This window comes from Carboxydocella thermautotrophica (assembly GCA_003054495.1).
In the GTDB taxonomy this organism is placed as follows: domain Bacteria; phylum Bacillota.
In genome coordinates this window covers 1,873,818-1,897,957 of sequence record CP028514.1, presented here as the reverse complement: position 1 = coordinate 1,897,957, position 24,140 = coordinate 1,873,818, and the positions used below count along the sequence as shown (strand labels likewise).

At 56.1% G+C, this 24,140-nt stretch carries 25 protein-coding genes and 1 riboswitch; all 25 genes read left to right on the top strand.

The features are described from left to right. Positions 1 to 38 precede the first annotated feature (38 nt). The 25 genes from CTH_RS09470 to murA all read left to right on the top strand — a co-directional run bounded on the left by CTH_RS09470 (position 39) and on the right by murA (position 24,094). Complete coding sequence (locus CTH_RS09470; protein WP_159073853.1) at positions 39 to 764, top strand: DUF881 domain-containing protein; 726 nt, start codon at positions 39 to 41, stop codon at positions 762 to 764. A gap of 2 nt (positions 765 to 766) precedes the next feature. Beyond that, complete coding sequence (locus CTH_RS09465) at positions 767 to 1,465, top strand: DUF881 domain-containing protein (RefSeq protein WP_079907579.1); 699 nt, start codon at positions 767 to 769, stop codon at positions 1,463 to 1,465. A 44-nt stretch (positions 1,466 to 1,509) separates the two neighbouring features. Continuing rightward, the gene (locus CTH_RS09460) at positions 1,510 to 1,710 is read left to right on the top strand and encodes a DUF1858 domain-containing protein (RefSeq protein WP_078664569.1); all 201 of its coding nucleotides are present in this window, start codon (positions 1,510 to 1,512) and stop codon (positions 1,708 to 1,710) included. Between the two features lie 67 nt (positions 1,711 to 1,777). After that, positions 1,778 to 2,488: a DNA/RNA nuclease SfsA gene (gene sfsA, locus CTH_RS09455; protein WP_078664570.1), complete on the top strand. Its 711-nt coding sequence runs from the start codon at positions 1,778 to 1,780 to the stop codon at positions 2,486 to 2,488. After that, entirely contained in the window at positions 2,485 to 3,348 is an 864-nt protein-coding gene (locus CTH_RS09450; protein ID WP_078664571.1) for a hypothetical protein, read from the top strand. Before sfsA ends, CTH_RS09450 begins: the two co-directional genes overlap by 4 nt. Next, positions 3,342 to 3,887, top strand: a complete 546-nt coding sequence (locus tag CTH_RS09445; RefSeq protein WP_078664572.1) for a chromate transporter — start codon at positions 3,342 to 3,344, stop codon at positions 3,885 to 3,887. The genes CTH_RS09450 and CTH_RS09445 overlap by 7 nt, the downstream gene beginning before the upstream one ends. 2 nt (positions 3,888 to 3,889) lie before the next feature. Next, positions 3,890 to 4,939: a uroporphyrinogen decarboxylase/cobalamine-independent methonine synthase family protein gene (locus CTH_RS09440; protein WP_107753679.1), complete on the top strand. Its 1,050-nt coding sequence runs from the start codon at positions 3,890 to 3,892 to the stop codon at positions 4,937 to 4,939. 65 nt (positions 4,940 to 5,004) lie between these two features. Beyond that, positions 5,005 to 5,121, top strand: a riboswitch (SAM riboswitch). 75 nt (positions 5,122 to 5,196) lie between these two features. After that, positions 5,197 to 6,120, top strand: coding sequence for a phenylacetate--CoA ligase family protein (locus CTH_RS09435; protein ID WP_078664574.1), 924 nt, complete (start codon positions 5,197 to 5,199; stop codon positions 6,118 to 6,120). Beyond that, positions 6,104 to 6,349, top strand: a complete 246-nt coding sequence (locus tag CTH_RS09430; protein ID WP_078664575.1) for a methylenetetrahydrofolate reductase C-terminal domain-containing protein — start codon at positions 6,104 to 6,106, stop codon at positions 6,347 to 6,349. Before CTH_RS09435 ends, CTH_RS09430 begins: the two co-directional genes overlap by 17 nt. Positions 6,350 to 6,361: 12 nt before the next feature. After that, complete coding sequence (locus CTH_RS09425; RefSeq protein ID WP_078664576.1) at positions 6,362 to 7,240, top strand: methylenetetrahydrofolate reductase; 879 nt, start codon at positions 6,362 to 6,364, stop codon at positions 7,238 to 7,240. Beyond that, positions 7,230 to 8,033: a histidinol-phosphatase HisJ family protein gene (locus tag CTH_RS09420; RefSeq protein ID WP_078664577.1), complete on the top strand. Its 804-nt coding sequence runs from the start codon at positions 7,230 to 7,232 to the stop codon at positions 8,031 to 8,033. Before CTH_RS09425 ends, CTH_RS09420 begins: the two co-directional genes overlap by 11 nt. 69 nt (positions 8,034 to 8,102) lie before the next feature. After that, on the top strand, positions 8,103 to 8,507 hold the full coding sequence (locus CTH_RS09415; RefSeq protein ID WP_078664578.1) for a bacteriohemerythrin: 405 nt from the start codon (positions 8,103 to 8,105) through the stop codon (positions 8,505 to 8,507). A 198-nt stretch (positions 8,508 to 8,705) separates the two neighbouring features. Beyond that, positions 8,706 to 9,143, top strand: coding sequence for a division/cell wall cluster transcriptional repressor MraZ (gene mraZ, locus CTH_RS09410; protein WP_078664579.1), 438 nt, complete (start codon positions 8,706 to 8,708; stop codon positions 9,141 to 9,143). 20 nt (positions 9,144 to 9,163) lie between these two features. Continuing rightward, on the top strand, positions 9,164 to 10,096 hold the full coding sequence (gene rsmH, locus CTH_RS09405) for a 16S rRNA (cytosine(1402)-N(4))-methyltransferase RsmH (protein ID WP_078664580.1): 933 nt from the start codon (positions 9,164 to 9,166) through the stop codon (positions 10,094 to 10,096). A gap of 28 nt (positions 10,097 to 10,124) precedes the next feature. Then, positions 10,125 to 10,625 carry a cell division protein FtsL gene (locus CTH_RS09400; protein ID WP_078664581.1) on the top strand — a complete coding sequence of 167 codons (501 nt, stop codon included), beginning with the start codon at positions 10,125 to 10,127 and terminating at the stop codon, positions 10,623 to 10,625. Between the two features lie 21 nt (positions 10,626 to 10,646). Then, a complete protein-coding gene (locus CTH_RS09395) occupies positions 10,647 to 12,866 on the top strand; it encodes a stage V sporulation protein D (protein WP_107753676.1) in 2,220 nt (739 codons plus the stop codon). A gap of 122 nt (positions 12,867 to 12,988) precedes the next feature. Continuing rightward, the gene (locus CTH_RS09390) at positions 12,989 to 14,470 is read left to right on the top strand and encodes a UDP-N-acetylmuramoyl-L-alanyl-D-glutamate--2,6-diaminopimelate ligase (RefSeq protein WP_107753674.1); all 1,482 of its coding nucleotides are present in this window, start codon (positions 12,989 to 12,991) and stop codon (positions 14,468 to 14,470) included. 5 nt (positions 14,471 to 14,475) lie between these two features. Beyond that, positions 14,476 to 15,861 carry a UDP-N-acetylmuramoyl-tripeptide--D-alanyl-D-alanine ligase gene (locus tag CTH_RS09385; RefSeq protein ID WP_159071908.1) on the top strand — a complete coding sequence of 462 codons (1,386 nt, stop codon included), beginning with the start codon at positions 14,476 to 14,478 and terminating at the stop codon, positions 15,859 to 15,861. Beyond that, positions 15,854 to 16,825: a phospho-N-acetylmuramoyl-pentapeptide-transferase gene (mraY, locus tag CTH_RS09380; protein WP_078664584.1), complete on the top strand. Its 972-nt coding sequence runs from the start codon at positions 15,854 to 15,856 to the stop codon at positions 16,823 to 16,825. The genes CTH_RS09385 and mraY overlap by 8 nt, the downstream gene beginning before the upstream one ends. A 12-nt stretch (positions 16,826 to 16,837) precedes the next feature. Then, positions 16,838 to 18,190, top strand: a complete 1,353-nt coding sequence (gene murD / locus CTH_RS09375; RefSeq protein WP_078664585.1) for a UDP-N-acetylmuramoyl-L-alanine--D-glutamate ligase — start codon at positions 16,838 to 16,840, stop codon at positions 18,188 to 18,190. A 6-nt stretch (positions 18,191 to 18,196) separates the two neighbouring features. Further along, complete coding sequence (gene ftsW / locus CTH_RS09370; RefSeq protein WP_107753671.1) at positions 18,197 to 19,303, top strand: putative lipid II flippase FtsW; 1,107 nt, start codon at positions 18,197 to 18,199, stop codon at positions 19,301 to 19,303. Between the two features lie 18 nt (positions 19,304 to 19,321). Then, a complete protein-coding gene (gene murG / locus CTH_RS09365) occupies positions 19,322 to 20,431 on the top strand; it encodes an undecaprenyldiphospho-muramoylpentapeptide beta-N-acetylglucosaminyltransferase (protein WP_078664586.1) in 1,110 nt (369 codons plus the stop codon). Between the two features lie 90 nt (positions 20,432 to 20,521). Then, on the top strand, positions 20,522 to 21,937 hold the full coding sequence (gene murC, locus CTH_RS09360; protein WP_278308347.1) for a UDP-N-acetylmuramate--L-alanine ligase: 1,416 nt from the start codon (positions 20,522 to 20,524) through the stop codon (positions 21,935 to 21,937). After that, positions 21,913 to 22,809 (top strand): UDP-N-acetylmuramate dehydrogenase, encoded by an 897-nt coding sequence (gene murB / locus CTH_RS09355; protein ID WP_078664587.1) that lies wholly within the window; start codon positions 21,913 to 21,915, stop codon positions 22,807 to 22,809. Before murC ends, murB begins: the two co-directional genes overlap by 25 nt. A gap of 4 nt (positions 22,810 to 22,813) precedes the next feature. Beyond that, positions 22,814 to 24,094: a UDP-N-acetylglucosamine 1-carboxyvinyltransferase gene (gene murA / locus CTH_RS09350; RefSeq protein WP_078664588.1), complete on the top strand. Its 1,281-nt coding sequence runs from the start codon at positions 22,814 to 22,816 to the stop codon at positions 24,092 to 24,094. Positions 24,095 to 24,140: the final 46 nt, after the last annotated feature.

The window sequence follows — 24,140 nt, the reverse complement described above, 5'->3', positions numbered from 1 at the left end:
CCTTCCCGGTCATAATAACAGCTGAGGTGGTTGGAAACATGCGCAAACAAGTAACGGATTATCAGCGCTGGATTACTGTGGCCCTGGTGATTGTCGGTTATCTGGCTATGACCCAGTTTCGCACTGTACAAAAAGCCACAGGAGTAGAACCCTCCAAACTGCGCAGTGAATCCATTCTAACAACCCTGGTTCAGGTGGAACAGGACAACTATGCCCTGCAGAGGGAGAGTGCTGATTTACAGCAACGGATTCGACAATTTGAGCAAGCGAAAAACATCAATGAAGCCCTGATGCGGGAAAAACAGGAAGCGGAGCTACGAGCTGGCCTGACCGGACTGAAGGGGCCCGGTATGACGGTGGTGCTGTCAGACAGCCAGCTGCCCAGGGAAGCGGGGATTGATCCCAATAATTATTATATCCATGAATCCTTTTTGCGTTCAGTGGTCAATGCCTTCTGGACAGGCGGGGCAGAGGGGGTGGCCATTAATGGCCAGAGACTGATCAGCACCAGTGAAATCTTCTGCGGTGGTACCACTATTTTTATCAATGGTGAAAATGTTGCTCCGCCCTATGTGATTCAGGCTATCGGTGATCCCCGGGCCTTGCGCACTTCCCTGGATATTGATGCCCTGCCATTGCTGACCAACTTGCAGCGGGATTATGGCATCGGCCTGGATGTGCGGGAGGAAAAGGAAATCCGGCTGCCGCCCTATCAGAAGAAGGTGGATTTCAAGTACGCCCGGCCGGTGAGAGAGGGGGAATAAGGATGAGAACGGAAATCTGGGCCCGGGTGGCACTGGTGGCCCTCTGTCTGGGGATTTTGCTGGGAGTGGAAATCCGCACCGCCCGGGAAGTGAGGGAAATGGAGGCCAAATCCCAGGTGCGCTATCGTTCGATGCTGCAGCTGCTGGAAAAAGCTCAGACCAGACACCGGGAATTGGTTAAGGAAGTAAAGAAACTGAAAAAACGCATCAGCGATTTTGAACGGGGAGCGGTGGTGAGTGCCCGGACCCGGGAAATGATGGATGCAACCGAAAAAGCGCGGATGCTGGCAGGGGAAAAGGCAGTGGAAGGCCCGGGGATAGTGATTCAGATTGATGATCGGCAGGGGGCAACTACCATTATCTATTCCGGGGATTTGCAGGATTTTATCAATATACTCCGTTTTGCCGGAGCAGAGGCTATTGCCGTCAATGGCCAGCGAATTGTGGGCACTACCGCTGTTCATGAGGCCGGACAAAACCTGCTGATCAACAAGGTACCGGTGAACCGGCGGGAGGGGGTGCCCTATGAGATTATGGCTATTGGTCCCCCTGACCGGCTGGAAAGCTATATTAAAACTACCTACGGGCTGTGGAAAGACCTGGAGGCAGCGGGAGTGCGTCTGACTCTGACCCGCCAGGAAAGATTGTTGCTCCCTGCCTATAAAGGTGGCTATCTCTTCCGTTATGGCATTGCATTCTGAGTCTGCCTATGGTAGAATTTTTCTTGAAAGGAGGCATGGTTCAAATGAAAATCACTAAAGAAATGGGCATTGGTGAAGTAGTTGCCAAATATCCGCAAACTATCCCCGTATTTCAAGCTCATGGCATGGGTTGTTTTGGCTGCGCTGCGGCGCGTTTCGAAAATATCGAACAGGGTGCTCTTGCTCATGGCATAGACGTGGAAAAACTGATGCGGGATCTCAATGAAGCCGTTGAAAAGGCTTAATTAAAAGCAAGCGGCGGGAAAGAGGCGAAAGGCCTCTTTTCTTTTATAACAAAACGGAGTGGAAAAAATGGCTGTAACTGTATTCTGGTCGGAAAAACTGGCTACAGGCCGGTTTATCCGCCGCTTAAACCGCTTTGCTGTGGAAATAGCTACTGCAACAGCAGCCAGTTTGCGACTGCATTTGCCCAATTCCGGCCGGTTGCGGGAACTGCTGGTACCAGGTGCGGAGGTGCGCTGGCTACCCCGGCCTGAGCGGCAGGGAGTAACCGTCGGAGACCTGCTGCTGGTGGCGTACCAGGGGCGCTGGGTCTGCGTGGATGCCAGGGTACCCAATCAGCTGGCAGAAGCACTCCTGGGGCAGGGACTCTGGCCAGGCCCCTTGCCCTCCATCCAGAAACTGCGCCGGGAGGTAACGGCTGGTGAAAGCCGTTTTGACCTGGGCTGGCAGGGAAAAGAGGGGCAGGGGTTTCTGGAGGTCAAGTCAGTTACTCTGGTAGTAGAGGGAGAGGGACGCTTTCCCGATGCTCCGACGACCCGGGGAACCCGGCATCTCCAGCATCTGGCTGAACTGAGTCGACAGGGGTACTGGACCGGGGTGCTGTTTATCATCCAGAGGGATGATGCTCTCACTTTTGTCCCCAATCACGCCACCGACCCGGCTTTTGCCGCAGCATTAAGTAGCGCGGCTGGAGCTGGTGTGCATATCGCAGCTGCTCTCTGCCCGGTGGACGAAGACGGGATCGCTTTTCGGCAATGGCTGCCGGTGAGATTAGCATGAAAAAAGTGGTCAGCATCAGTCTGGGTAGTCCTGCCGGGGATTTTTGCTGGCAGGGCCGGATTGGTGATGAGTTCTTACAGGTGGAACGCCGGGGAGCAGGGGGAGATATTCAGCGGGCCGCTGCCTGGCTCAGGGAGCTGGATGGACAGGTAACTGCCCTGGCCCTGGGGGGAGTGAACCTGGCCTACCAGTTGCCAGGCCGGAGCTGGCCCCTGCCGGAAGGACAATTTCTGGCCCGTCAGGTCAGACAGACGCCGCTTTATGATGGCAGTGATTTTAAAGCGAGCTGGGACCAGCAGTTGATTCTGAGCCAGGCTGAAAAATGGCGGGGGAGCAGAGTGCTGCTGGCTTCTGCCCTGGACCGCCCCTGGCTGGCTCAGGCTCTGCTGACCAGCGGGGCAGACCTCTGGCTGGGGGATGCCTGGCTGGCCCTGGGTTTGCCTCTGCTTTTTCCCGGTCTCAAGGGTTTTCAGGTGCTGGCCCGGCTGACCATGCCTGGTTTAAGGCGGCTGCCCTTGCGTTATCTTTATCCCCAGCGGCAACAGCAGGAAGGGCAGCGACGCTGGCGGCCCCTGGGCCCGCGGACTTTTGACTGGCTGGCCGGGGATAGCCATTTGCTGCAAAAGGGAGCCGGACACTGGCCGCAGGCCCGGATCCTGGCCAGCACTGTCAGGCCCCGGGATTTAACGCCTTTTGCCGGGCGTTTATACTATCTTTACCCCTGTCTGGCACCTGGCCTCAGTCCGGGGGCCAATCTCTGGGAAGCCATCGCTTCTGCACTGAGCATGGATGGCATCGGATTCTGGCAAAAATATCACAGCTTTGCAGGCAAGTGCCTGGGGGAGGGCAAATTATGCTGACAATCTGGCAATTGTTTCTGGCTTTTTTTAAAGTAGGCATTTTCGGCTATGGTGGTGGCCCGGCAGCCATTCCGCTGGCCCAGCAGGAAGTGGTGGAAAATTACCACTGGATGAGCAAAGAGGAATTCACTGATATGCTGGCCATGGCCAATGCCCTGCCCGGACCTATTGCCACCAAGATGGCAGCTTATGTAGGTTATAAAATGGCCGGCTGGTGGGGGGCGGTTGTTGCTCTGGCTGGCGTAGTGGTGCCCACTGCCGTAGCGGTGGTGGCCCTGGGGGCTTTTTTCTGGCGTTATCGCCATCACCCGGGGATTGCAGGGATGTTGAAGGCGGTACGGCCCGTGGTGGTTGTGCTGCTGATTCAGACAGCCTGGGAAATGGGAGCCAATGCCTTTCCCGACCAGTTCACCTGGATAATTGCGGCTGCTTCCCTGCTGGCCCTGCTCTGGCTTAAAATCCACCCGGCCTGGGTGATTTCAGTTAGTATGGCCCTGGGTTTTTTTCTGCAAGTGGGACTTTTTAAGGAGGGACGGTAGTTATGGCAGTAAAAGTAACAGGAATCGGCAGTTTGCCCCATCAGGAGATTGAAGCAGGACTGGCATTAATCCAAAAATATATGGGAGACTGGCCGCACTGGCCGCAATTTCCCGCCCGGGGCTGGCAGGAGGAGTTTGTACCCCAGTATGTTTCCCCGCTCATCCAGCTGGGTCTGGTAGAAAAAAGAGGTACAAAACTGGTTTTTGCTACCGACGGGGAAGATTTTGCCCTGCGTCTGGCGGATTTCTACGAACTTTACCTGGCAGCTCAGGATGGGGAGAGCAGGGCTCTGGCCGCTTTTGCCCTGCCGGAAGCAAGTGCCAGCGGCCTTTACGCCCTGGTCCGTTCCATTCAGGCTGGCAACTGGCAGGCCCAGGGAGTAAAAGGCCAACTGAGTGGCCCCATTACCATCGGCTTTCAGCTCTTGCAACCCGATGGCCGGGCGGCTTACTATGATGAGCAGTTGCGGGACGTGATCCTGAAGGCCTGTGAAATGGGAGCCCGCTGGCAGACCCGTTTTTTGCGGGAAGAAACGGGGTTGCCGGTAATAGTCTCGGTGGATGATCCAGGTATCTATGCTCTAGGGCTATCCACCCACATTACCCTGACCCGGGAAGGCATCAAGGAGGATTTGACCACGGTTATGACTGCCATCAAGGCCGAGGGCGGAAGAACCGGTCTGCATTGCTGTGCCGGTACGGACTGGTCCATGGTGATGGAATGCCCGCTGGATATTCTCTTCTTTGATGCCTATGAATATCTTACCTCCTTGCTGGTACATATACCGGCTTTGCAGGCCTATTTCCAGCGAGGTGGGGAAGTGGCCTGGGGACTGGTACCCACTTCTCCCCGGATTGAGACTGAGACCGCAGAGTCCCTGCTGGCCCGCTGGCAGGAAGTGCTGGCAGCCCTGGAACAGCGAGGACTGGACCGGGAACTGGTGCTGCCCCGGAGCTGGCTGACTCCCAGCTGTGGCACAGGAACCCTGTCTGTGGCAGCAGCGGAAAAGGTTTACCATATAACAGCTGAGCTGGCGGAAAAAATTTTCTAAAACAGTTGACATTTTCCCCTGATCTGCATAAAATAGCTTTGTAAACAATTTCATAGGAATTCGTACTCTTATCCAGAGAGGTGGAGGGACTGGCCCGATGAAACCCGGCAACAGCCCATGCGTTGGGGACGACGGATGGGAAATGTGCCAATTCCTGCAGGTGTTTACCTGACAGATAAGAGGAAGAAGGCTATTTATGTCCTCTTCTGCTTATCTGCAGGAGAGGATTTTTTGTTTTCGGGAAAGGGGTGCAGACGATGAGAAAACAGAACCAATGGCAAAAAATTCAGGGGCTGCAACAGTTGCTGGCCAGAGAAACCTGCTGGTATGCTTACAGCCGCAGTGCCTGGTACCGGCAGCTCTGGGATCGCTGGCAACTCCATCCCAAGGACCTGACCGACTGGCAGGTATTTGGCCGCTGGCCCCAGGTGGAAATAGATGATTGGCCGGAAGGAATTCAGCTGACTGAAGAAGAATACTGGAATGGGTTGATCACCGTTACCGATGGCCGGGGTGGCCGCCGGCTGGTGCCCTATACCAGCAAGGACAAGGAACAGGGGATTGAGGCCTACCAGACTCTCTTTCAATTTGCCGGTATCGGCAAAGGGGATAAGGTGGTAATCTGCCCGCCCCTGCCGGGCCTGCTGGACTGGGCCGTTCCGGCCCTGGAACGGCTGGGAGCCTTACCGGTGTTGATTGAAGCCCGGGCTCTGGCCTCCACCCTGGTGGGCAAGGAACCCACCGTGCTGATCATGGGAAAGGAGCAACTGCCTTACCTCTATGGGCTGCCCCTGAAACGGCTGTTGCTGGTCTGGCTGGAAGGGGAAGAAGGGGGCCTGGCGGAGGCCATCCAGGAGGCGCGGCAAATCAGCAACGGGGAGGTAACGGCTCTGGTGCAGCCAGCCTGGTTGCCCTTCCCGGCAGCCATTACCTGTGAAAAGGGCAGTATCCACTGGTTGCATGAACATGTTCTGGCCCAGCAGTCTCCTGGCAACCGACTGCTGCTGACCAGCCTGCGCCTGCAGGCCTGGCCCCTGGTCCGATATGTCAGCCAGCTCAAAGGTATCTGGTCCACTTCCCCCTGTGCCTGTGGTCGGGATGATACTCCGGTGTTGATCAGCCTGGCTACCTGGGGCAAGGAAAAGAAAAGGGGGGGCCAGAGCAATGCCGCAGCCCGCTAAATCCTGTCAGCTTTGCCAGACCTGTCTCAAGCAGCAGACCTTTGACATTTGTCCGGTGCGAGCCTGTGCCAAAGGCTTGAACAGCGGGCCCTGTGGGGGCACCAGGCCGGGCGGCCAGTGCGAGGTGGGCAGCCGCCGCTGCGGCTGGGCCCTGATCTTTCAAAAAGCCAAAACCGCTGCAGTTGCTCTGCCAGCGAATGCGGGCATCAATTTGAAATTCTACGGATAAGGAGAGGTAGCCTTGTTGCAGCAAAAACTGGCTCAGGGGCGTCAGGTATTAACGGTTGAGTTGCCCCCGCCCCGGGGGATTGCTTTTCAGGAAGTGCTGGAGCTGGCCCTTGCTATCAAAGAGAAAGTTACAGCTTATAATATCACCGATAACCAGCGAGCGGTCATGCGCATGAGCCCGGTAGCAATGGCCGCTCTTTTGCTTCAGGCTGGCCTGGAACCTATTTGCCAGTTTACCTGCCGGGATCGCAACCGTTTGGCTCTGCAGTCGGAAATCCTGGGGGCAGCAGCTCTGGGTGTGCGCAATTTTTTGCTGCTAACCGGGGACCATACGCTGGTGGGGGACTGTCCTGGCGCCAAACCGGTTTTTGACCTGGATTCGGTCCAATTGCTGGCTGCTGCTGACAATTTGCGCCGGGGTTTTGCCTTAAACGGTGAACCCTTGCAGGGAGTACCGGATTTGTTTCTGGGGGCGGTGGTCAACCCGGCACCGGAACTCAGGGAAATGCAGATCTGGAAACTGCAGAAAAAAATCCGGGCCGGGGCAGCCTTTGTCCAGACCCAGGCCATCTATGACCCCGGCATCCTGGCGGATTTCCTGCAAGAGGCGGGGGAATTGGGCGTCCCCATCCTGGCCGGGGTGATACCACTGCGTTCCGCCCGGATGGCGCATTTTATGAATGCCAACATTCCCGGCATTCAGGTGCCCCCGGCTATGATCCGCGCCCTGGAAAAAGCAACAGATCCTCTGGCGGAGGGGCTGGCCATAACCGTTGAGCTCATCCGCGAGCTCAGAACCCTGGTGCCGGGTATCCACATCATGCCGGTCAATACCTTGCGGGCTTTGCCCACTTTGCTGGCCCGTCTGGAGGGAGAAGAACATGAAGGTTGATTATCACATTCACACCGCCCGCTGCGGCCATGCCAGCGGCAGGATGGAAGAATATGTAGAGGCAGCCCTGGCCCGTGGTTTTGCGGAAATAGGCTTTGCTGATCATCTGCCCATGTACTGGTTGCCGGAAGCCAAACGGGACCCGGAAATCGCCATGACCTTTGCCCAGTTACCCGGCTATGTGGCAGAGGTTAAGCAATTGCAACAAAAATATCCAGGTATCTCCATCCGCCTTGGCATAGAAGCTGACTACCTGCCGGGCTGTAAACCCCGGCTCCTGCAAGCTCTGGCCGGTTATGACTGGGACTATATCATCGGCTCGGTACACTTCCTGGATGACTGGGGCTTTGATGATCCCCGGCAACTGGAGGAATATAACCGGCGGGATCCGGAACAATACTGGGAAGAATATTATCGCCTGATCCAGGAATCGGCCCTGGCCGGGGTTTTCGATATCATCGGCCATGCTGATTTGATTAAGAAGTTTGATCCACCCCGGCCCAGCCAGTTGTATCGCCTCTATGATGAGACTGTGGCAATCCTGGCCCAATGCCAGGTGGCAGTGGAAATCAATACAGCCGGCTGGCGGGTACCGGCCAGGGAACAGTTTCCGGATGCCGATTTTCTGGCCCGCTGCGCCCGGGCTGGCGTGCCGGTCACCTTTGGTTCCGATGCCCACAAGCCGGAGCAGGTAGGATATAACTGGGATAAGGCGATAGACCTGTTGAAAGCGGTAGGATATCGGGAAATCGCCTTCTTCAAGTCAAGAAAAATTTTTTTGCAGCCTCTATAGATAAAGAGGAAATTCACGAATTCTGTCGAATGGTAATCATTATTAATAAAACCGGGGGGAGTGAAGACAATGGCAGTAAACTGGACGCCAGCCCTGGCGGTAGGAGTAGCGGAAATTGACCGGCAACATCAGGAACTGTTTCGCCGCATTGATAACCTGTTAACCGCCATGTCCCAGGGGAAGGGTAAGGAAGAAGTGGGCAATATCCTGAAGTTTCTCGAAGACTATGTGGTGGTGCACTTTACCGCTGAAGAAAAACTGATGCAGAGCCACAACTATCCCGCTTTTAATGAACACCTGGCCCAGCATCAGGCCTTTATTCAGGATTTTGCCAAACTGAAAGAGCAGTTTAACCGGGAAGGTCCTTCTACCATGGTGGTTCTTGCGGTACAGCGCCGGGTGGTGGACTGGTTGCGGGAACACATCAGTCAACGGGATAAAGCCATCGGCGAATTTTTGCAAAAAGGGAAGTAAAGAAGAAAAACATTAATTGAGGACAGCGGGTTCTATGCGGTCTAAAAGCATGGAACCCGCTGTTTTATGTAGCAGTGATTAAAAGTTTTTGGGACTTTTTTTTCAGCCAGCAGCAGGAAAAAAGCGATAAATAGAGAATATAGTGGAGTAAAGTGGTGAGAAGTGGTTAGTTGTGGTGGCGAAGTGGGGTGAAAGTGGATGTTCATGGGGGAATATCATCATACCATCGATCCCAAAGGCCGGTTGATTATTCCCGCCAAACTCAGGACTGGCCTGGGAGATCGCTTTGTCGCCACCAAAGGCATGGACAATTGCCTTTTTCTTTACCCCATGAACGAATGGCAGGTCTTAGAACAAAAGCTGAAAGCCTTACCTTTCACCCGGGCTGATGCCAGGGCCTTTGTCCGTTTTTTCTTTTCCGGGGCTACTGAATGTGAAGTGGACAAGCAGGGGAGGATCCTGTTGCCGGCTAACCTGAGGGAATATGCCAAACTGGATAAGGATGTGGTATTCCTGGGGGTTTCCAGCCGGGTGGAGATATGGAGCAAGGAACTGTGGGAAAAATACAGTCAGGAAGCCGAGGCTTCCTACAGTGAAATTGCTGAAAAAATCGTAGACCTGGATTTGGGAATTTAGGGACAAAGGAGCTGACAGCAGTGGAGTTTCGACACAAGTCAGTGTTACTGGAAGAATGCATGGCGGCCCTGAACCTGCGACCAGGGGGTGTCTATGTGGACTGTACCCTGGGAGGAGGCGGCCACAGCCAGGAGATACTGCTCAGAACCGGGCCCGATGGCAAACTGGTGGCCTTTGACCAGGATCCGGCGGCCATCCGGGCAGCAGGGGAAAGGCTGAAAGAATTCGGTGAAAGGGTAACCCTGGTTCAGTCCAATTTCGTGAAATTGGAGGAGAAACTGCAGGAGCTGGGCTATACAGGTGTGGATGGCATCCTCTTTGACCTGGGAGTGTCATCCTATCAGCTGGATACGCCGGAAAGAGGGTTTTCCTACCAGCATGATGCCGTGCTGGATATGCGCATGGACCCGACGCAGCCAATCAGCGCTCGTGATTTACTGAACGAGTGGCCGGAGGTGGAAATCGCCCGGATCATCAGAGAATATGGAGAGGAACGCTGGGCCAATAAAATTGCCGCCCTGATTGTGCGGGAACGCACGAACCGGCCGTTAGAAACTACCGGACAGCTAGTGGAACTGATCAAAAGAGCCATTCCGGTCAAAGCCAGGACCGGGGGGCCCCATCCCGCCAAACGGACTTTTCAGGCTTTGCGGATAGCTGTCAATAATGAACTGGAAAATTTCCGCTCTGCCCTGTTGCAGGCGGTGCGGATGTTGAAATCCGGGGGCAGGGTGGCGGTGATCACCTTTCACTCCCTGGAGGATAGAATAGCCAAACAAACCCTGGCCGAATTGGCCCGGACCTGTGTTTGTCCGCCGGAGTTGCCGGTATGTGTTTGTGGAAAACAGCCGGAAGTCAAGCTGATCGGAAAAGCAATTGAGCCTTCGGCGGAGGAAGTGGCAGAGAACCCGCGGGCCCGCAGTGCCAGATTAAGGGTGGCGGAAAAAATTTAAGTCATAGAGGGACAGGAGGTTGAATAAATTGTTGGTAGCGAAGGAGAGGGTGGATTTCCATTATGCCGAGCAGGCGACCAGACAACGGCCCGCAAAAAGACCGGTTGCCAGAAAAAGAAAGAAAGAAAATGTCGCTTTGCTCTTGACGGTGGTCATGGTGGGGTTTATTTTAGGATTAGTGGCCGCTTATCGTTATGCCATGCTGGCTCAGGCCGGCTACCGGCTGGACCAGTTGCAGAAACAGCTGGCGCTGGCAGAAGCGGAAAATCAGCAACTGCAGATGCAGGTAGACCAGCTCAAGTCTTTGCAGCGGATTGAGGCAATTGCTACCACCAAACTGGGGATGGTCAGACCTGATGGGACGCAGATGGTAGCGGTAACAGCACCAGTCCAGGCGGAATCGGTACATACCGCACCTGTAAAAGAGAAAAAGTCCCCGGTGGTTTCTGCTGCCCAGACCATTCAGCAGTCTTTAACGGAATTTTTTGCCCAGATCAAGAAAGGAACCGCTGAAGCCAGAATCAATTAATCGGCGAAGGAGTGGGGCGTGGTGTATGCCACCGGTATTATCATGCGGAGGCGGATTTCCATCTTAATGGCCGGTATCGGCCTTATTTTGATTTTGCTGCTGTTGCGGCTGGCCTGGTTGCAGTTCATCCGCGGCGATGAACTGACTAATAAGGCGCTGGAAAACAGGTTGCGGGAAGTGCAGCTGGAACCCAAGCGCGGTGTAATCTATGACCGTAATGGTAAAGAGCTGGCCATCAGTGTCAGTGCCGATTCGGTTGGAGCGACTCCAAGCCAGATTAAAGATCCGGTGGCGGTGGCAGAGGAACTAGCTCCCATTCTGGAAATGGACAAAGAAAAACTGATTAAATTATTAAGCAAGAAGGCCAGTTTTGTCTGGATAGCCAACAAGATCGACAGCCAGAAAGCCAGGAAAATCCGGGAAAAAAACCTGCCCGGGATTTCCCTGTATGAGGAACCGTTGCGTTATTACCCCAATGGCAGTTTTGCTGCTCATTTGCTGGGGTTTGTTCAGTTTCGCGGCAATATCGGCGGTGGCGGGATAGAGGCGGCCCTGGAGAAAGAGTTACGGGGAATACCGGGAAAAATTGTGGTGGAATATGATGCAGCAGGTCGGCCCATTCCCCAGGCTACCCACCGTTATTATCCCTCGGTAGAAGGCAACAGTGTGGTGCTGACCATTGATGAGACTATCCAGCATTTCGTGGAACGGGAACTGGATAAGGTGATGGAAAAGCACAAACCCGCTCATGCTGCCATAATAGTAATGGATGTCAAAACCGGGGAAATCCTGGCCATGGGGGTGCGGCCAACCTATGACCCTAACCAGTATTTCAAGTTCCCCCATGAACTGTGGTCCAAGAATTTTGCCGTAGCAGATGCCTACGAGCCTGGTTCTACTTTCAAGGTCATCACTGCCGCAGCTGCTCTGGAGGAAGGGGTAGTGCGGCCCCAGGACCGTTTTTATGATCCCGGTTTTAAAGAAGTGCTGGGAAAAAAGATTAAATGCTGGAAAGCCGGAGGCCACGGCAGCCAGAGCTTTGTGGAAGTGGCCCAGAATTCCTGTAACCCGGGTTTTATTGAGGTGGCTTTGCGGCTGGGAGTGGAAAAATTCAGTCGCTACGTGCGGGCTTTCGGTTTTGGCATGCCCACCGGCATTTCCCTGCCGGGGGAAGGGGAAGGGATTCTGGTCAATCCGAAAAAAGCGACCCAGCTTGATCTGGCTACCATGGCCATCGGCCAGTCCAATGCTGTTACACCCATTCAGCTGATTACCGCAGTGGCTGCGGTGGCCAATGATGGGATGCTGATGAAACCCCAGGTTGTTAAGGAAATCCGGGATATAAAAGGCAATGTGGTCAGGACCTTTGCACCCCAGCCGGTGCGGCAGGTGATTTCCACCACTACGGCCCGGGAACTGCGAGGGATCCTGGAACATGTGGTGGCCCGTGGTACCGGGCAAAAAGCCTATCTGGAAGGCTACCGGGCGGCCGGAAAAACGGGTACAGCCCAGAAAGCCGGGCCTGGAGGGGGATATGTGGCTGGCAAGTATGTGGCTTCCTTTGTCGGTTTTGCCCCGGCGGATAATCCCCGGGTAGCAGCTCTGGTGGTGATCGATGAACCCCAGGGCGGAGAATATTATGGTGGGGTCATCGCTGCTCCTGTATTCGGGGCGGTGATGGGTGACACTCTGAAGTATCTGGGGGTAATGCCCCAGCTGGATGCCGGGGTTAAACCTGATCCCAAACTGATACCCCGGCAATCCCGGCCGGAACAGCCAGGCGAAAAGCTCAAGGCAGTGGAAGTGCCTTCCCTGGTCAACCTGCCGGTAGCGGAGGCCAGGCAGCTGGCGGAAAAGGCCGGACTCAAGGTGCTGGTGGAAGGGGAACAGGGCGTGGTACAGCGCCAGTTCCCTCTGGCAGGAGCTGTGGTCACCCAGGGCACGGAAATCCTTCTCTCCACCCGGCGGGGTGAAGTGCCTGCGGGTACCAGGGTGACAGTACCGGATGTTAGTGGCAAAACCCTGCGGGATGCCGCTACCTTGCTGGCTTTGACCGGATTGAGGCTGGAGGCGGAAGGCAGCGGGGTGGCCTATGAGCAAAGCATAGCTCCCGGGGAAAAGGTGGTGGCTGGAACGGTGGTCAGGGTGAAATTCCGCCCTCCGGCAGAAGGAGGAAGTGGAGGGAACAATCCGACCCAGCCAACGGCCGGAACCTTGCCTGATTCTGAACTCAAGGATTAAAAAGCGAGCCGGTGGACAGAGTTGCTGCCGCCGGCTCTTTAGTTTATAATTTTATTTTATAGTGAATAATACATAATATATTAAGGAAAGCTTTGCCAAGACCGGATAAGGAGGCATTCAGCGTGATTCTAAGTGAACTGCTTCAAGGACTGAAGACCAGCCAGGTGATAGGATCGCTGGCAGTAGAAATAAAGGGGATTGCCCACGACTCCCGCCGGGTGGAACCGGGCTTTCTCTTTGTGGCAATCCCGGGTTTTCGGGTGGATGGCCATGCTTTTATTCCTCAGGCTCTGGCTGCCGGAGCGGTGGCAGTGGTAGGGGAGAAGAAACCGGCAGACTGGCCGGAAAATGTTACCTGGATTGAAGTGCCAGACAGCCGTCGGGCCCTGGCTCCGCTGGCTGCCCGCTTTTACGGCTATCCAGCCAGCAAGCTGACCTTGATCGGGGTAACCGGTACCAATGGCAAGACTACCACTACCCATCTGGTGGAAGCAATTCTGCGCAAGGCCGGGCACAAAGTGGGCCTGATGGGTACCATTTACAACCGTCTGGGGGAGGAGATTTTGCCTGCTGAAAATACCACTCCCCTGCCCCTGGAATTGCAGGCGAACCTGAAACACATGGTGGAGCGGGGGGCCAGCCATGTGGTGATGGAAGTATCCTCCCATGGTCTGGACCTGGGCCGGGTGGATGAATGTTACTTTGCTGTGGGGATTTTTACCAACCTAACCCAGGACCATCTGGATTACCACGGCACTCTGGAAAATTACCGGGCGGCCAAGGCGTTATTGTTTAAAAAGGAGCGTTGCCGCATTGCGGTCATTAACCTGGATGATGCCCAGGGGGACTATTTCCGCCAGCTGGCGGAAAGGGAGGGTCTGGAGGTCTGGACCTATGGCCGACAGAAAGGGGCTATGGTCAGGGCCCTGCATCCTCGCATTACTGCCAGTGGCGTCAGTTTCCAGGTTGTTACCCCCAGAGGGGAGGCGGAAATCCAGTTGCAGCTGACAGGGGATTTCAATGTTTATAATGCCCTGGCTGCTCTTGGTGCTGGACTGGCTCTGGGTTATGAACTGGACTTAATCAAGCAGGCTCTGGCCGCTGTCCCCGGGGTGGCCGGTCGTTTTGAAAAGGTGGAGGCCGGTCAGCCCTTTACCGTGATCGTGGATTATGCCCATACGCCTGATGGACTGGATAATGTTTGCCGGACTGCCCGCCAGCTGGTACCGGCCGGACAGGGGAGGCTGATTACCGTGTTTGGCTGTGGCGGGGACCGCGACCGGGGCAAGCGGCCGAAAATGGGTGCCATTGCCGCCCGTTACAGTGATTATGTGATCATAACCTCAGATAACCCCCGCACCGAGGATCCGGCGGCCATTCTGGATGAGATTGAGCCGGGAGTGCGGGAAGCCGGAGGGAATGTGCCTTATGAAAAGATTGTGGATCGGCGGGCAGGAATTCGCCGGGCCCTGGAACTGGCCCAGCCTGGCGATCTGGTGCTGATAGCCGGTAAAGGCCATGAGACTTACCAGATTATCGGTCAGCAGGTGCTGCCTTTTGATGACCGCCAGGTTGTGCGGGAAGAATGGCAGCGGAAAGGGTGAGGAGCATGTTGCCATTGACTCTGGCGGAAATCGCCAATGCTGTCCAGGGAGAACTAAAGGGCGGTCAGCCGGAAACGGTCATCAGCGAGGTGGTTACTGACAGCCGGCGAGTCCAGCCGGGACAGCTCTTCATCGCTCTGGTAGGGGAAAAGCATGATGCCCATAGCTTTTTACCCCAGGTAGCGTCAGCAGGAGCGGAGGCGGCTATTGTCAGCCGCCTGCCGGCAGAGGCCCTGGACTTGCCCTTGATTCTGGTGAAGGATACCCTGGTGGCACTGCAGCAGCTGGCAGCTTATGTTCGCCAGCGCTGGGGCGGGAAAGTGGTGGCTGTCACCGGCAGTGTGGGCAAAACTTCTACCAAAGATCTGCTGGTACAGGCTCTGGGATCCAGCTGGTCGGTTCGGGGGACTCAGGGCAATCTCAATAACGAAATCGGACTTCCCCTGACTATTTTGAGTCTTACGGGCCAGGAAGAGATTCTGGTTACAGAAATGGGCATGCGGGGGCCGGGTCAGATCGCAACCCTGGCTGACATCGCCCGGCCCGATCTGGGCATAATCACCAATATCGGGGATGCCCATATCGAACTGCTGGGCAGCCGGGAGGCTATCGCCCGGGCCAAAGGGGAATTGCTCTACGGGCTCAAGGCCGGCGGTCGGGCCATTCTCTGGGGGGATGACCCTTACTTGCGCCGGCTGGGCCAGGAATGGCAGGGGGACGTGATCTGGTATGGACGGGGGGAAGATTGTCATTTTCGGTTGACCTCCCTGCAGCTGGAGGCGGAAAGCAGCCGCTTTCAGGTGTTAACACCAGTGGGGCCGCTGGACCTGACTTTGCCCCTGCCCGGGGAGGCAATGGTCAATAACGCCCTGGCCGCCCTGGCCGCAGTCTGGGCTCTGGGGGGCGATGTGACCCGCAGCGGGGCAGCTCTGGCTCAGGCTCGTCTCTCCGGTATGCGCCTGGAAAAGAAAGAAATCAAGGGTGCGGTGATTAGAAATGATGCTTATAATGCCAATCCCCAGTCCATGGCGGTGGCGCTGGCCATCCTGGCCCGGCAGCCGGGGGAAAAGGTGGCTGTCCTGGGAGACATGCTGGAACTGGGGCCGATCGAGGAAGAGGCTCATCGCCAGCTGGGGCGGGAAGCCGGCAGGATGGGACTGGCTTTTCTCCTCACCATTGGCCCCCGGGCCCGCTGGATTGCCGAGGAAGCGGCCAGGGCAGGGCTGGCCGCAGACCGAATCAGGGCCTTGCCGGGACGGGAAGGAGCAGCCGGGCTGTTAAAGCCCTGGCTCCGGCCGGGAGTGACTATATTGTTTAAAGCCTCCCGTGGCATGGGATTGGAGAAGATTATCGGAGAACTGGAGCAGGAGGAGACTATGGCCAATGGTTAAAATTGCACTGGTTTTTGCTTTGTCGGCACTTTTTACCCTGGTTCTGGGGCCTGTTTTTTTGCCCTGGTTGCGCCGGCTCAAATTCGGTCAGTATATCCGGGAGGATGGGCCCAAAGCCCACCAGGCCAAGGCTGGCACTCCCACCATGGGTGGGTTGATGATGCTGGTCAGCCTGCTGGTGGTAACCCCCTTGCTCTTGCCCTGGCAGTTGGAGACGCTGGTGTTGCTCTTGTTTACTATCGGCTATGGCTTGATCGGTTTTGTTGATGATTACATAAAAGTTGTGATGAAACGCAACCTGGGCCTCAAGGCCAAACAGAAGATGCTGGCGCAGACTCTGCTGGCCCTGGCTCTGGCCTGGATGGCAGCTTATGGTCTTGACCACGGACCCCGCATCATGCTGCCGGTGCTGGGCCAACCGCTGGACCTATCCTTTCCTCTCTTTGCCCTTTTTATCTGGCTGGTGGCGGTGGGCACCACCAATGCTGTCAACCTGACTGACGGACTGGATGGACTGGCAGCCGGGGTTACTACTATCGTTGCCCTTACCTATGCGGTAATTGGAGCGGGTCAGGGCCAGCCAGCGGCAGCCCTGTTTGCGGCAGCCCTGGCGGGAGCCTGTTTGGGCTTTTTGCGCTATAACCGGCATCCAGCACAGGTGTTTATGGGGGATACTGGTTCCCTGGCTCTGGGGGGAGCGCTAACCGCACTGGCAGTGGTGACCAGGACGGAACTATTGTTACCGGTACTGGGAGCGGTTTATGCTGCTGAAACCCTGTCCGTCATCATCCAGGTAATATCTTTTAAAACTACGGGTAAACGGGTTTTCCGTATGAGTCCTTTGCACCATCACTTTGAGCTGGGAGGCTGGCCGGAAAGCCGGGTAGTACGGACCTTCTGGAGCGCTGCCGCCATTGCCTGTGCTATTGGCCTGTTGCTCTGGCTGGCCGGCATGGTAGGATAAGGAGGATTAGACATGGATTTACTGGATAAAAATATACTGGTAGTAGGGATGGCCAAAAGTGGGGTAGCAGTTGCCCGCTTTGCCCGGGAAGCAGGGGCGCGAGTGACCGTCTGTGATGCCAAGAGCCGGGAGGAACTGGGGGAGAAGGCTGCTGAACTGGAACAGGCAGGCGTCAGGGTAGTGGCTGGTAGCTATCCCCGGGTAAGCCGACAGGAGTATGACCTGGTGGTACCCAGCCCGGGAGTGCCCCTGACCGTTCCACCTGTGGCAGAGGCGATGGCAGAAGGCATACCGGTTTTCAGTGAGATTGAGCTGGCTTCCCGCTACATTAACCAGCCGCTGGTAGCTATTACCGGCACCAATGGCAAAACCACCACCACATCCCTGATTGGTGCCATGACCCGCCAGGCCGGGTTAAAGCCCTGTGTGGCGGGGAATATCGGGCAGCCCCTGATTGCGGAAACCAGAGGCGATTATGGGGTCTATGTAGTGGAAGTCAGCAGTTTTCAGGCTGAAACTACAGTGGAATTCCGGCCCAGAGTAGCGGTGATCCTCAATGTCACCCCTGACCATCTGGACCGCCATGGGACGATGGAAAATTATGCGGCTGCCAAGGCCAAAATCCTGGCCAATCAGCAGCCGGAAGATTTCGCAGTCCTTAATTATGATGATGAATGGGTACGGGCAATGGCGGCTCAAACCCGGGCCCGGGTTATATTTTTCAGCCGCACGCATAGACTGGAAGAAGGGGTCTGCTGTGAGGAGGGGCAGGTAGTGGTGAAAAGCGGCGGACAGACTACTGTGATCTGTCCGGCCAGTGAAATTGCCATTCCGGGAGCCCATAACCTGGAAAACGCCCTGGCAGCTGTGGGTGCAGGCTGGGCCCTGGGAATAGAGGCTGCGGATCTGGCCCGGACCCTGAAAACTTTCCCTGGAGTTCCTCATCGCCTGGAATTTGTGGCGGAAATCCAGGGAGTAAGGTATATTAATGATTCCAAAGGCACCAATCCTGATGCGGCCATTAAGGCCCTGGAGGCTTATGAGCAGCCGATTGTCCTCATTGCTGGTGGCAAAAACAAGGGCAGTGACTTCGGTCTGTTTGCCCGCAAAATCAAGGAAAAATGCCGGGCGCTGGTGCTGGTAGGGCAGGCTGCTCCTGCCATTGAAGCAGCAGCCATTGAGGCAGGGGTCAGTCCCATTTACCGGGCCAGCACCTTTGCTGAAGCGGTGCATCTGGCTGCCGCCGCCGCCCGGCCTGGCGATGTAGTCCTTTTATCCCCGGCTTGTGCTAGTTGGGATATGTTCAACAATTATGAAGAACGGGGGGAACTCTTTAAACAGCTGGTTCACAGTTTAAGGAGGTAATGACCCGTGTATACCAGGAGAAGGGCGCCCGATTTTCTGCTTTTTCTGGCCGTAATGTCCCTGCTGGTGTTTGGTCTGGTTATGGTTTTCAGTTCCAGCTCCGTAACCAGTTATTACCGTTATGAAGGGGATGTCTTTTTCTTCTTTAAAAAACAGCTCCTCTGGGCCTGTCTGGGCACCATTACCCTCCTGGTCATGCAAAATGTGGATTACTGGCGCTGGCGACGTTTTACTATGCCGGCCCTGTTTCTGGCCATTGTCCTGCTGCTTCTGGTCCTCTTGCCGGGAGTGGGTAAGACGGTCAATGGAGCACAGCGCTGGATCAATCTGGGGTTTATGAGTTTCCAGCCTTCGGAAACCATCAAGTTATGTATGGTGCTGTTTTCTGCCCATTATCTGGCTGCAGCCCGGCAACAGCTTCATTCCTTTACCAGGGGCACATTACCTTTGCTGGGGGTACTGGGGCTGGTCTGTGGCCTGATTTTGCTGCAGCCTGACCTGGGGACAGCTGTGGCGCTGGCGGGTACAGTCTATATTATGCTGTATGCGGCCGGAGTGCCCTATAAACAGCTAGTCGGGCTGGCGTTAAGCGGGCTGGCGGCGGTGGCGCTGGCCATTGTCCTGGAGCCCTACCGCATGCGGCGTTTTCTGGCCTTTCTGGATCCGGAAGCTGATCCCATGGGCAGTGGTTATCATATTATCCAGTCCCTTTATGCCATTGGTTCCGGTGGCTTTTTTGGCAAGGGGCTGGGGCAGAGTTTGCAAAAATATTTCTATTTGCCGGAACAGCATACTGACTTCATTTTTGCTATTATCGGGGAAGAGCTGGGTTTTCTGGGCGGGGCCCTGGTCATCTTTCTGTTTATGATCCTGGTCTGGCGAGGGCTAAGGGTGGCTATTACCGCCCCGGATGCCTATGCCAGTTTGCTGGCTGCCGGTCTGACTTCAATGGTAGGCTTGCAGGCAGTGGTCAATATCGGGGTGGTAACCGGTTCTCTGCCGGTAACGGGTATTACTTTGCCGTTTATCAGTTTTGGTGGCACCTCCCTGGTGTTCTCAATGGCCGGGATTGGACTTTTGCTCAATATTTCCCGCTATACCCTTGACCATTGACATAAAGAAGGTGAAACTATGCGTCTACTGGTGACCGGTGGTGGAACCGGGGGGCACATATATCCAGCCCTGGCGGTGGCCCGGGCCTGGCAGGAGCGGTTTGGCAGCGGCTCGGTGCTTTATGTGGGCACCAGCAGGGGCCTGGAAGCCCGACTGGTGCCGCCCACGGGTATTCCATTCCTGACGGTGGAGGTACAGGGACTGCCGCGCACTATCAACCGGGAATTGCTGACTTTTACTCCCCGCCTGCTGCGGGGATTAAAACAGGGGCGGCGAATTCTGAGGGAATTTCGGCCCCAGGTGGTGCTCGGCACCGGGGGTTATGTCTCCTTTCCTGTGGTGGCCCTGGCTACCCTGGCCGGAATTCCTGCTCTTTTACATGAACAAAATGCCTTTCCCGGTCTGGCCAATCGTTTGCTGGCCCGGCGGGTGGCGGGAGTAGCCCTGACTTTCCCGGAGGCAGCTGCCCGTTTTCCGGCCGGGGTGGAGTACCGGGTAACCGGTTTGCCGGTGCGGCCGGAAATCAGCCGGGTAAGCCGGGAGGAAGGGCTGGCCTATCTGGGGCTGGAGGGCAAACGCCCGGTCCTGCTGGTTACCGGGGGTAGCCGGGGAGCGCGCAGTATCAACCGGGCCATGCTGGGGGTCTACCGCGCGCTCAACCAGTTGCCTCCTCTGGATATAGTCCATATAACCGGTGAGCTTACTTTTGCTGAAACCATGGAATCAATTTCCGTTTTAGGTATAGAAAACTATAAAAAGGGCAATATTTACATTAAACCCTACGAACACCAGATGGCCCATGCCCTGGCGGCTGCCGACCTGATTCTCTGCCGGGCCGGGGCTACTACACTGGCGGAAATTACTGTGCGTGGCCTGCCTGCTATTCTGGTGCCCTATCCCTATGCAGCGGAAAACCATCAGGAATACAACGCCAGGGCCCTGGTCCAGGCGGGAGCGGCCCGCATGCTGCTGGACCGGGAACTGAATGGCCAGCGGCTGGTAAGTTTGCTGACGGAATTATTGCAACAGCCCCGGCGTTTGCAGGAAATGGCGGCAGCTGCCCGCCAGCTGGGGAGACCGCAGGCTTTAGCGGATCTGATGGAGTTTTTACTGGAAAAAGCCCGTTAATTTTTTGGCAGTGGACCGGACAAGCCCGGTCACACATTATAGGCAAAATTCATAGAATGCTATGCGCTTCCGGAAAGGGGTTGAAGCACAGTGAAAGAAATCAAGGGCCGGGTCCATTTTATCGGTATAGGTGGTTCAGGTATGAGCGGCCTGGCGGAACTGCTGCTGGGCCGTGGCCATCAGGTGAGCGGTTCGGATGTGAAGGCCAGCCAGGTAACAGCCAAATTGGAGCGAATGGGTGCCCGGGTCAGTATCGGTCATCGGGCGGAACTGGTGGAGGGGGCAGAACTGGTGGTGGTTTCTACCGCTATCAGGCCGGAAAACCCCGAGCTGGTGCGGGCTCAGCAAATAGGCCTGCCTATCTGGCATCGCTCCGATTTGCTGGCCTGGTTTATGCAGCAACAGGAAGGAATTGGCATTGCCGGGGCTCATGGCAAGACCACTACCACCGGCATGGTAGCCAACATGTTGTTACAGGCCGGGCTGGATCCCACGGTGGTGGTAGGTGGTACCTTCCGCACCATCGGCGGCAATGCCCGTCTGGGTCAGGGCCGTTATCTGGTGGCCGAGGCGGATGAAAGCGATGGTTCCTTCCTCAAACTGCCCATCAAGTACGGCGTGGTAACCAATATCGAGGCAGACCACCTGGACTATTACGGGGATTTGAGCAAAATCATCACCGCTTTTCGCACCTATCTGAACCGTTTGCCTGGCGATGGCCTGGCAGTCCTGGGCATCGACAATCCCCTCACCGCCAGCCTGGCGGCTGAACATAAGGGGCCTAAACTAACTTACGGTTTTGCTGCTACTGCTGATTACCGGGTAGAGGAGCCGGTGCGGGAAGGAGCCTGGCAGGTGGCGACCGTCTACGAGGGTGGGCAAAAACTGGGGCAGCTGCGCCTGGCTGTTCCCGGGCGCCATAATGCAGTCAATGCCCTGGCGGCAGTAGCCCTGGGCCGGCATTTTGGCCTGGCTTTTCCGGCGATCGCTGATGGGTTGGCTCAGTTCCAGGGTGTAATGCGTCGGTTTGAAACCCTGGGCCGGCATCTGGGTATCTGGGTGGTGGATGATTATGCCCATCATCCCACCGAAGTGCAGGCTACCCTGAAAGCGGCACGTCAGGCTGGACCCCGGCGGCTGGTGGCCTGTTTCCAGCCCCACCGCTACACCCGGACCAAATTTTTGGGTGAGGAATTTGCCCATTCTTTCGCTGAGGCTGACCTGGTGTTACTGACAGACATTTATAGTGCGGGGGAAGACCCCATCCCGGGGGTAAGCACAGAAGGGATAATTGCCGCTATGCCTGCCGAGGTGCGGGCCCGGACCCTGTATTGTCCCACTTTGCCTCAATTAAAGGAGAAGCTGTTGCAAATTCTTAAGCCCGGTGATCTGGTCTTGACCATGGGAGCGGGTAATATCCGGCAGGTGGGAGAAGAGCTGGCACAAATTTTACTGGAAGCAGAGAAAGAGGGGCGGCAGCTGTGGACAGAAGTAGCTTCCGGCTAGAAGGAGATTTCGGGGAAATCCGCTGGCAGGAGCCGCTCAGCCGCCATACCACCTGGAAGCTGGGAGGACCAGCCCGGGCCCTGGTCCTGCCGGAAAGGCCGGATCAGGTGGCGGCTTTGCTCCGTTATTGCCAGGAGAAGCAAATTCCTCTGCTGGTGCTGGGCAATGGCTCCAATCTGCTGGTCAGGGATAGCGGCTGGCCGGGAGTTGCCCTCAAACTGAGCAAACTGCAGCAGCTGGAACTGAGCGGGGAAAAAATCAGGGCCCAGGCAGGGGTATTGTTGCCGGTACTGGCCCGGAAAACCATGGCGGCCGGTCTGGCCGGACTGGAATGGGCCGGGGGCATACCGGCCACTGTGGGCGGGGCTGTACTGATGAATGCCGGCGCCCATGGCGGCCAGATGGCCGAGGTGGTGGAGAAGGTCACCATCCTGAACTGGCAGGGAGAAGAGGAAGTCTGGTCCAGCCAGGAACTGGATTATGGCTACCGCAGCTCCCGGCTCAAGGCAGCGCGGCCAGGAGTGGTAATCGAAGCCAGTTTCCGTTTGACACCTGCTGACCCGGTTCAGTTACAGCAGCGGGCCCAGGAACTGCTGGCCTGGCGGCAACAGCATCAGCCCCTGAACTTACCCAGCTGTGGCAGTGTGTTCAAAAATCCCCCCGGGGGGAGTGCCGGTCGGTTGATTGAAAGCGCCGGTTGCAAAGGCTGGCAGGAAGGCCAAATCCAGGTCTCCCCGGTGCATGCCAATTTTTTTGTCAATTTAGGAGGAGGTACGGCAAGCGAGGCCTTGCGCCTGATGGAGCGGGTTCAGGCGAGGGTGGCCCAGGTCCACGGCATCAAGCTGGAACCGGAAGTGCAGATTGTGGGGTGACAGCATGGCTAATCAGGCTAAACTGGAAATTGTGGGTGGGCGCCCATTGCAAGGTACCATCACTGTCAGTGCTGCCAAGAATGCGGCTTTGCCGCTGCTAGCAGCAGCATTGCTTACCGAAGAAGAAGTGGTGTTTGACAATCTGCCCCGCATCAAAGATGTGGAGGCAATGCTGGAAGTAATCCAGCAGGTGGGAGGGACGATCAGGGAGCTGGAGGACGGACGGTGGGCAATCAGTGGCCGGAATCTGGATGCCAGCCGGGAAGTGCCCAATGAACTGGTGCGCAAAATCCGGGCCTCCAACCTTCTACTGGGTCCATTGCTAGCGCGTTGCGGCATGGCTCATCTATCCATGCCCGGCGGTTGCAGTATCGGGTCACGGCAGATGGATCAGCATATCAAGGGATTTCGGGCCCTGGGTTGCCAGGATATTGCCATTTCGGGAGGGTATATCAAGGCCCATGGCCCTCTGCCCTTGCAGGGAACGGTTATTCACCTGGATGTGGCCAGTGTGGGTGCGACGGAAAACATTATGATGGCGGCTACCCTGGCGGCCGGTACAACGGTAATCCGCAATGCTGCCAAGGAACCGGAAATCGTGGATTTGCAGAATTTGCTCAACAAAATGGGAGCTCGCATCCGCGGTGCCGGGACAGATGTAATCAAGATTGAGGGAGTAAAAAAACTGAAGGGAACCAGTCACAGTATTATTCCTGATCGCATTGAAGCGGGAACCCATCTGGTGGCGGGAGTGATTACCAACGGCCAGTTAACGGTGAAAAACATTATACCCGAGCACGTGGAAGCGGTGACCGCCAAACTGATGGAAATGGGGGTTAAGCTGGAAATCGGGGATGATTATATTACCGTTTTCCCGCACGACTGGCAGTTGAAGGCGGTGGATATTCGCACCCAGCCCTATCCCGGCTTTCCCACTGATATGCAGGCCCAGTTTATGGCTCTCTTGACCCTGGTCCCTGGCATCAGTTTGATTACAGAAAATATTTTTGAAGCCCGCTTTAATCAAGTACCGGAGCTCAACCGGCTGGGCGCCAATATCAAAACGGAAAATGGCACGGCCTTTATTAAAGGAGTAGCCAAACTGACCGGGGCAGAAGTGAGTGCTACCGACCTGAGAGCAGCTGCCGCCCTGGCTCTGGCCGGGCTGGCAGCAGAAGGAAAGACCATTGTGGAAAATATTCAGCACCTGGAGCGGGGTTATGAGGCCTTCGTAGAGAAGTATTGTCAGGTAGGGGCGCAGATGCGCCGGATTACAGGCAGCTAAGGCTGCTTTTTTTGGTTTTTTCCTGGACAGGCCCTCTCGCCGCAGA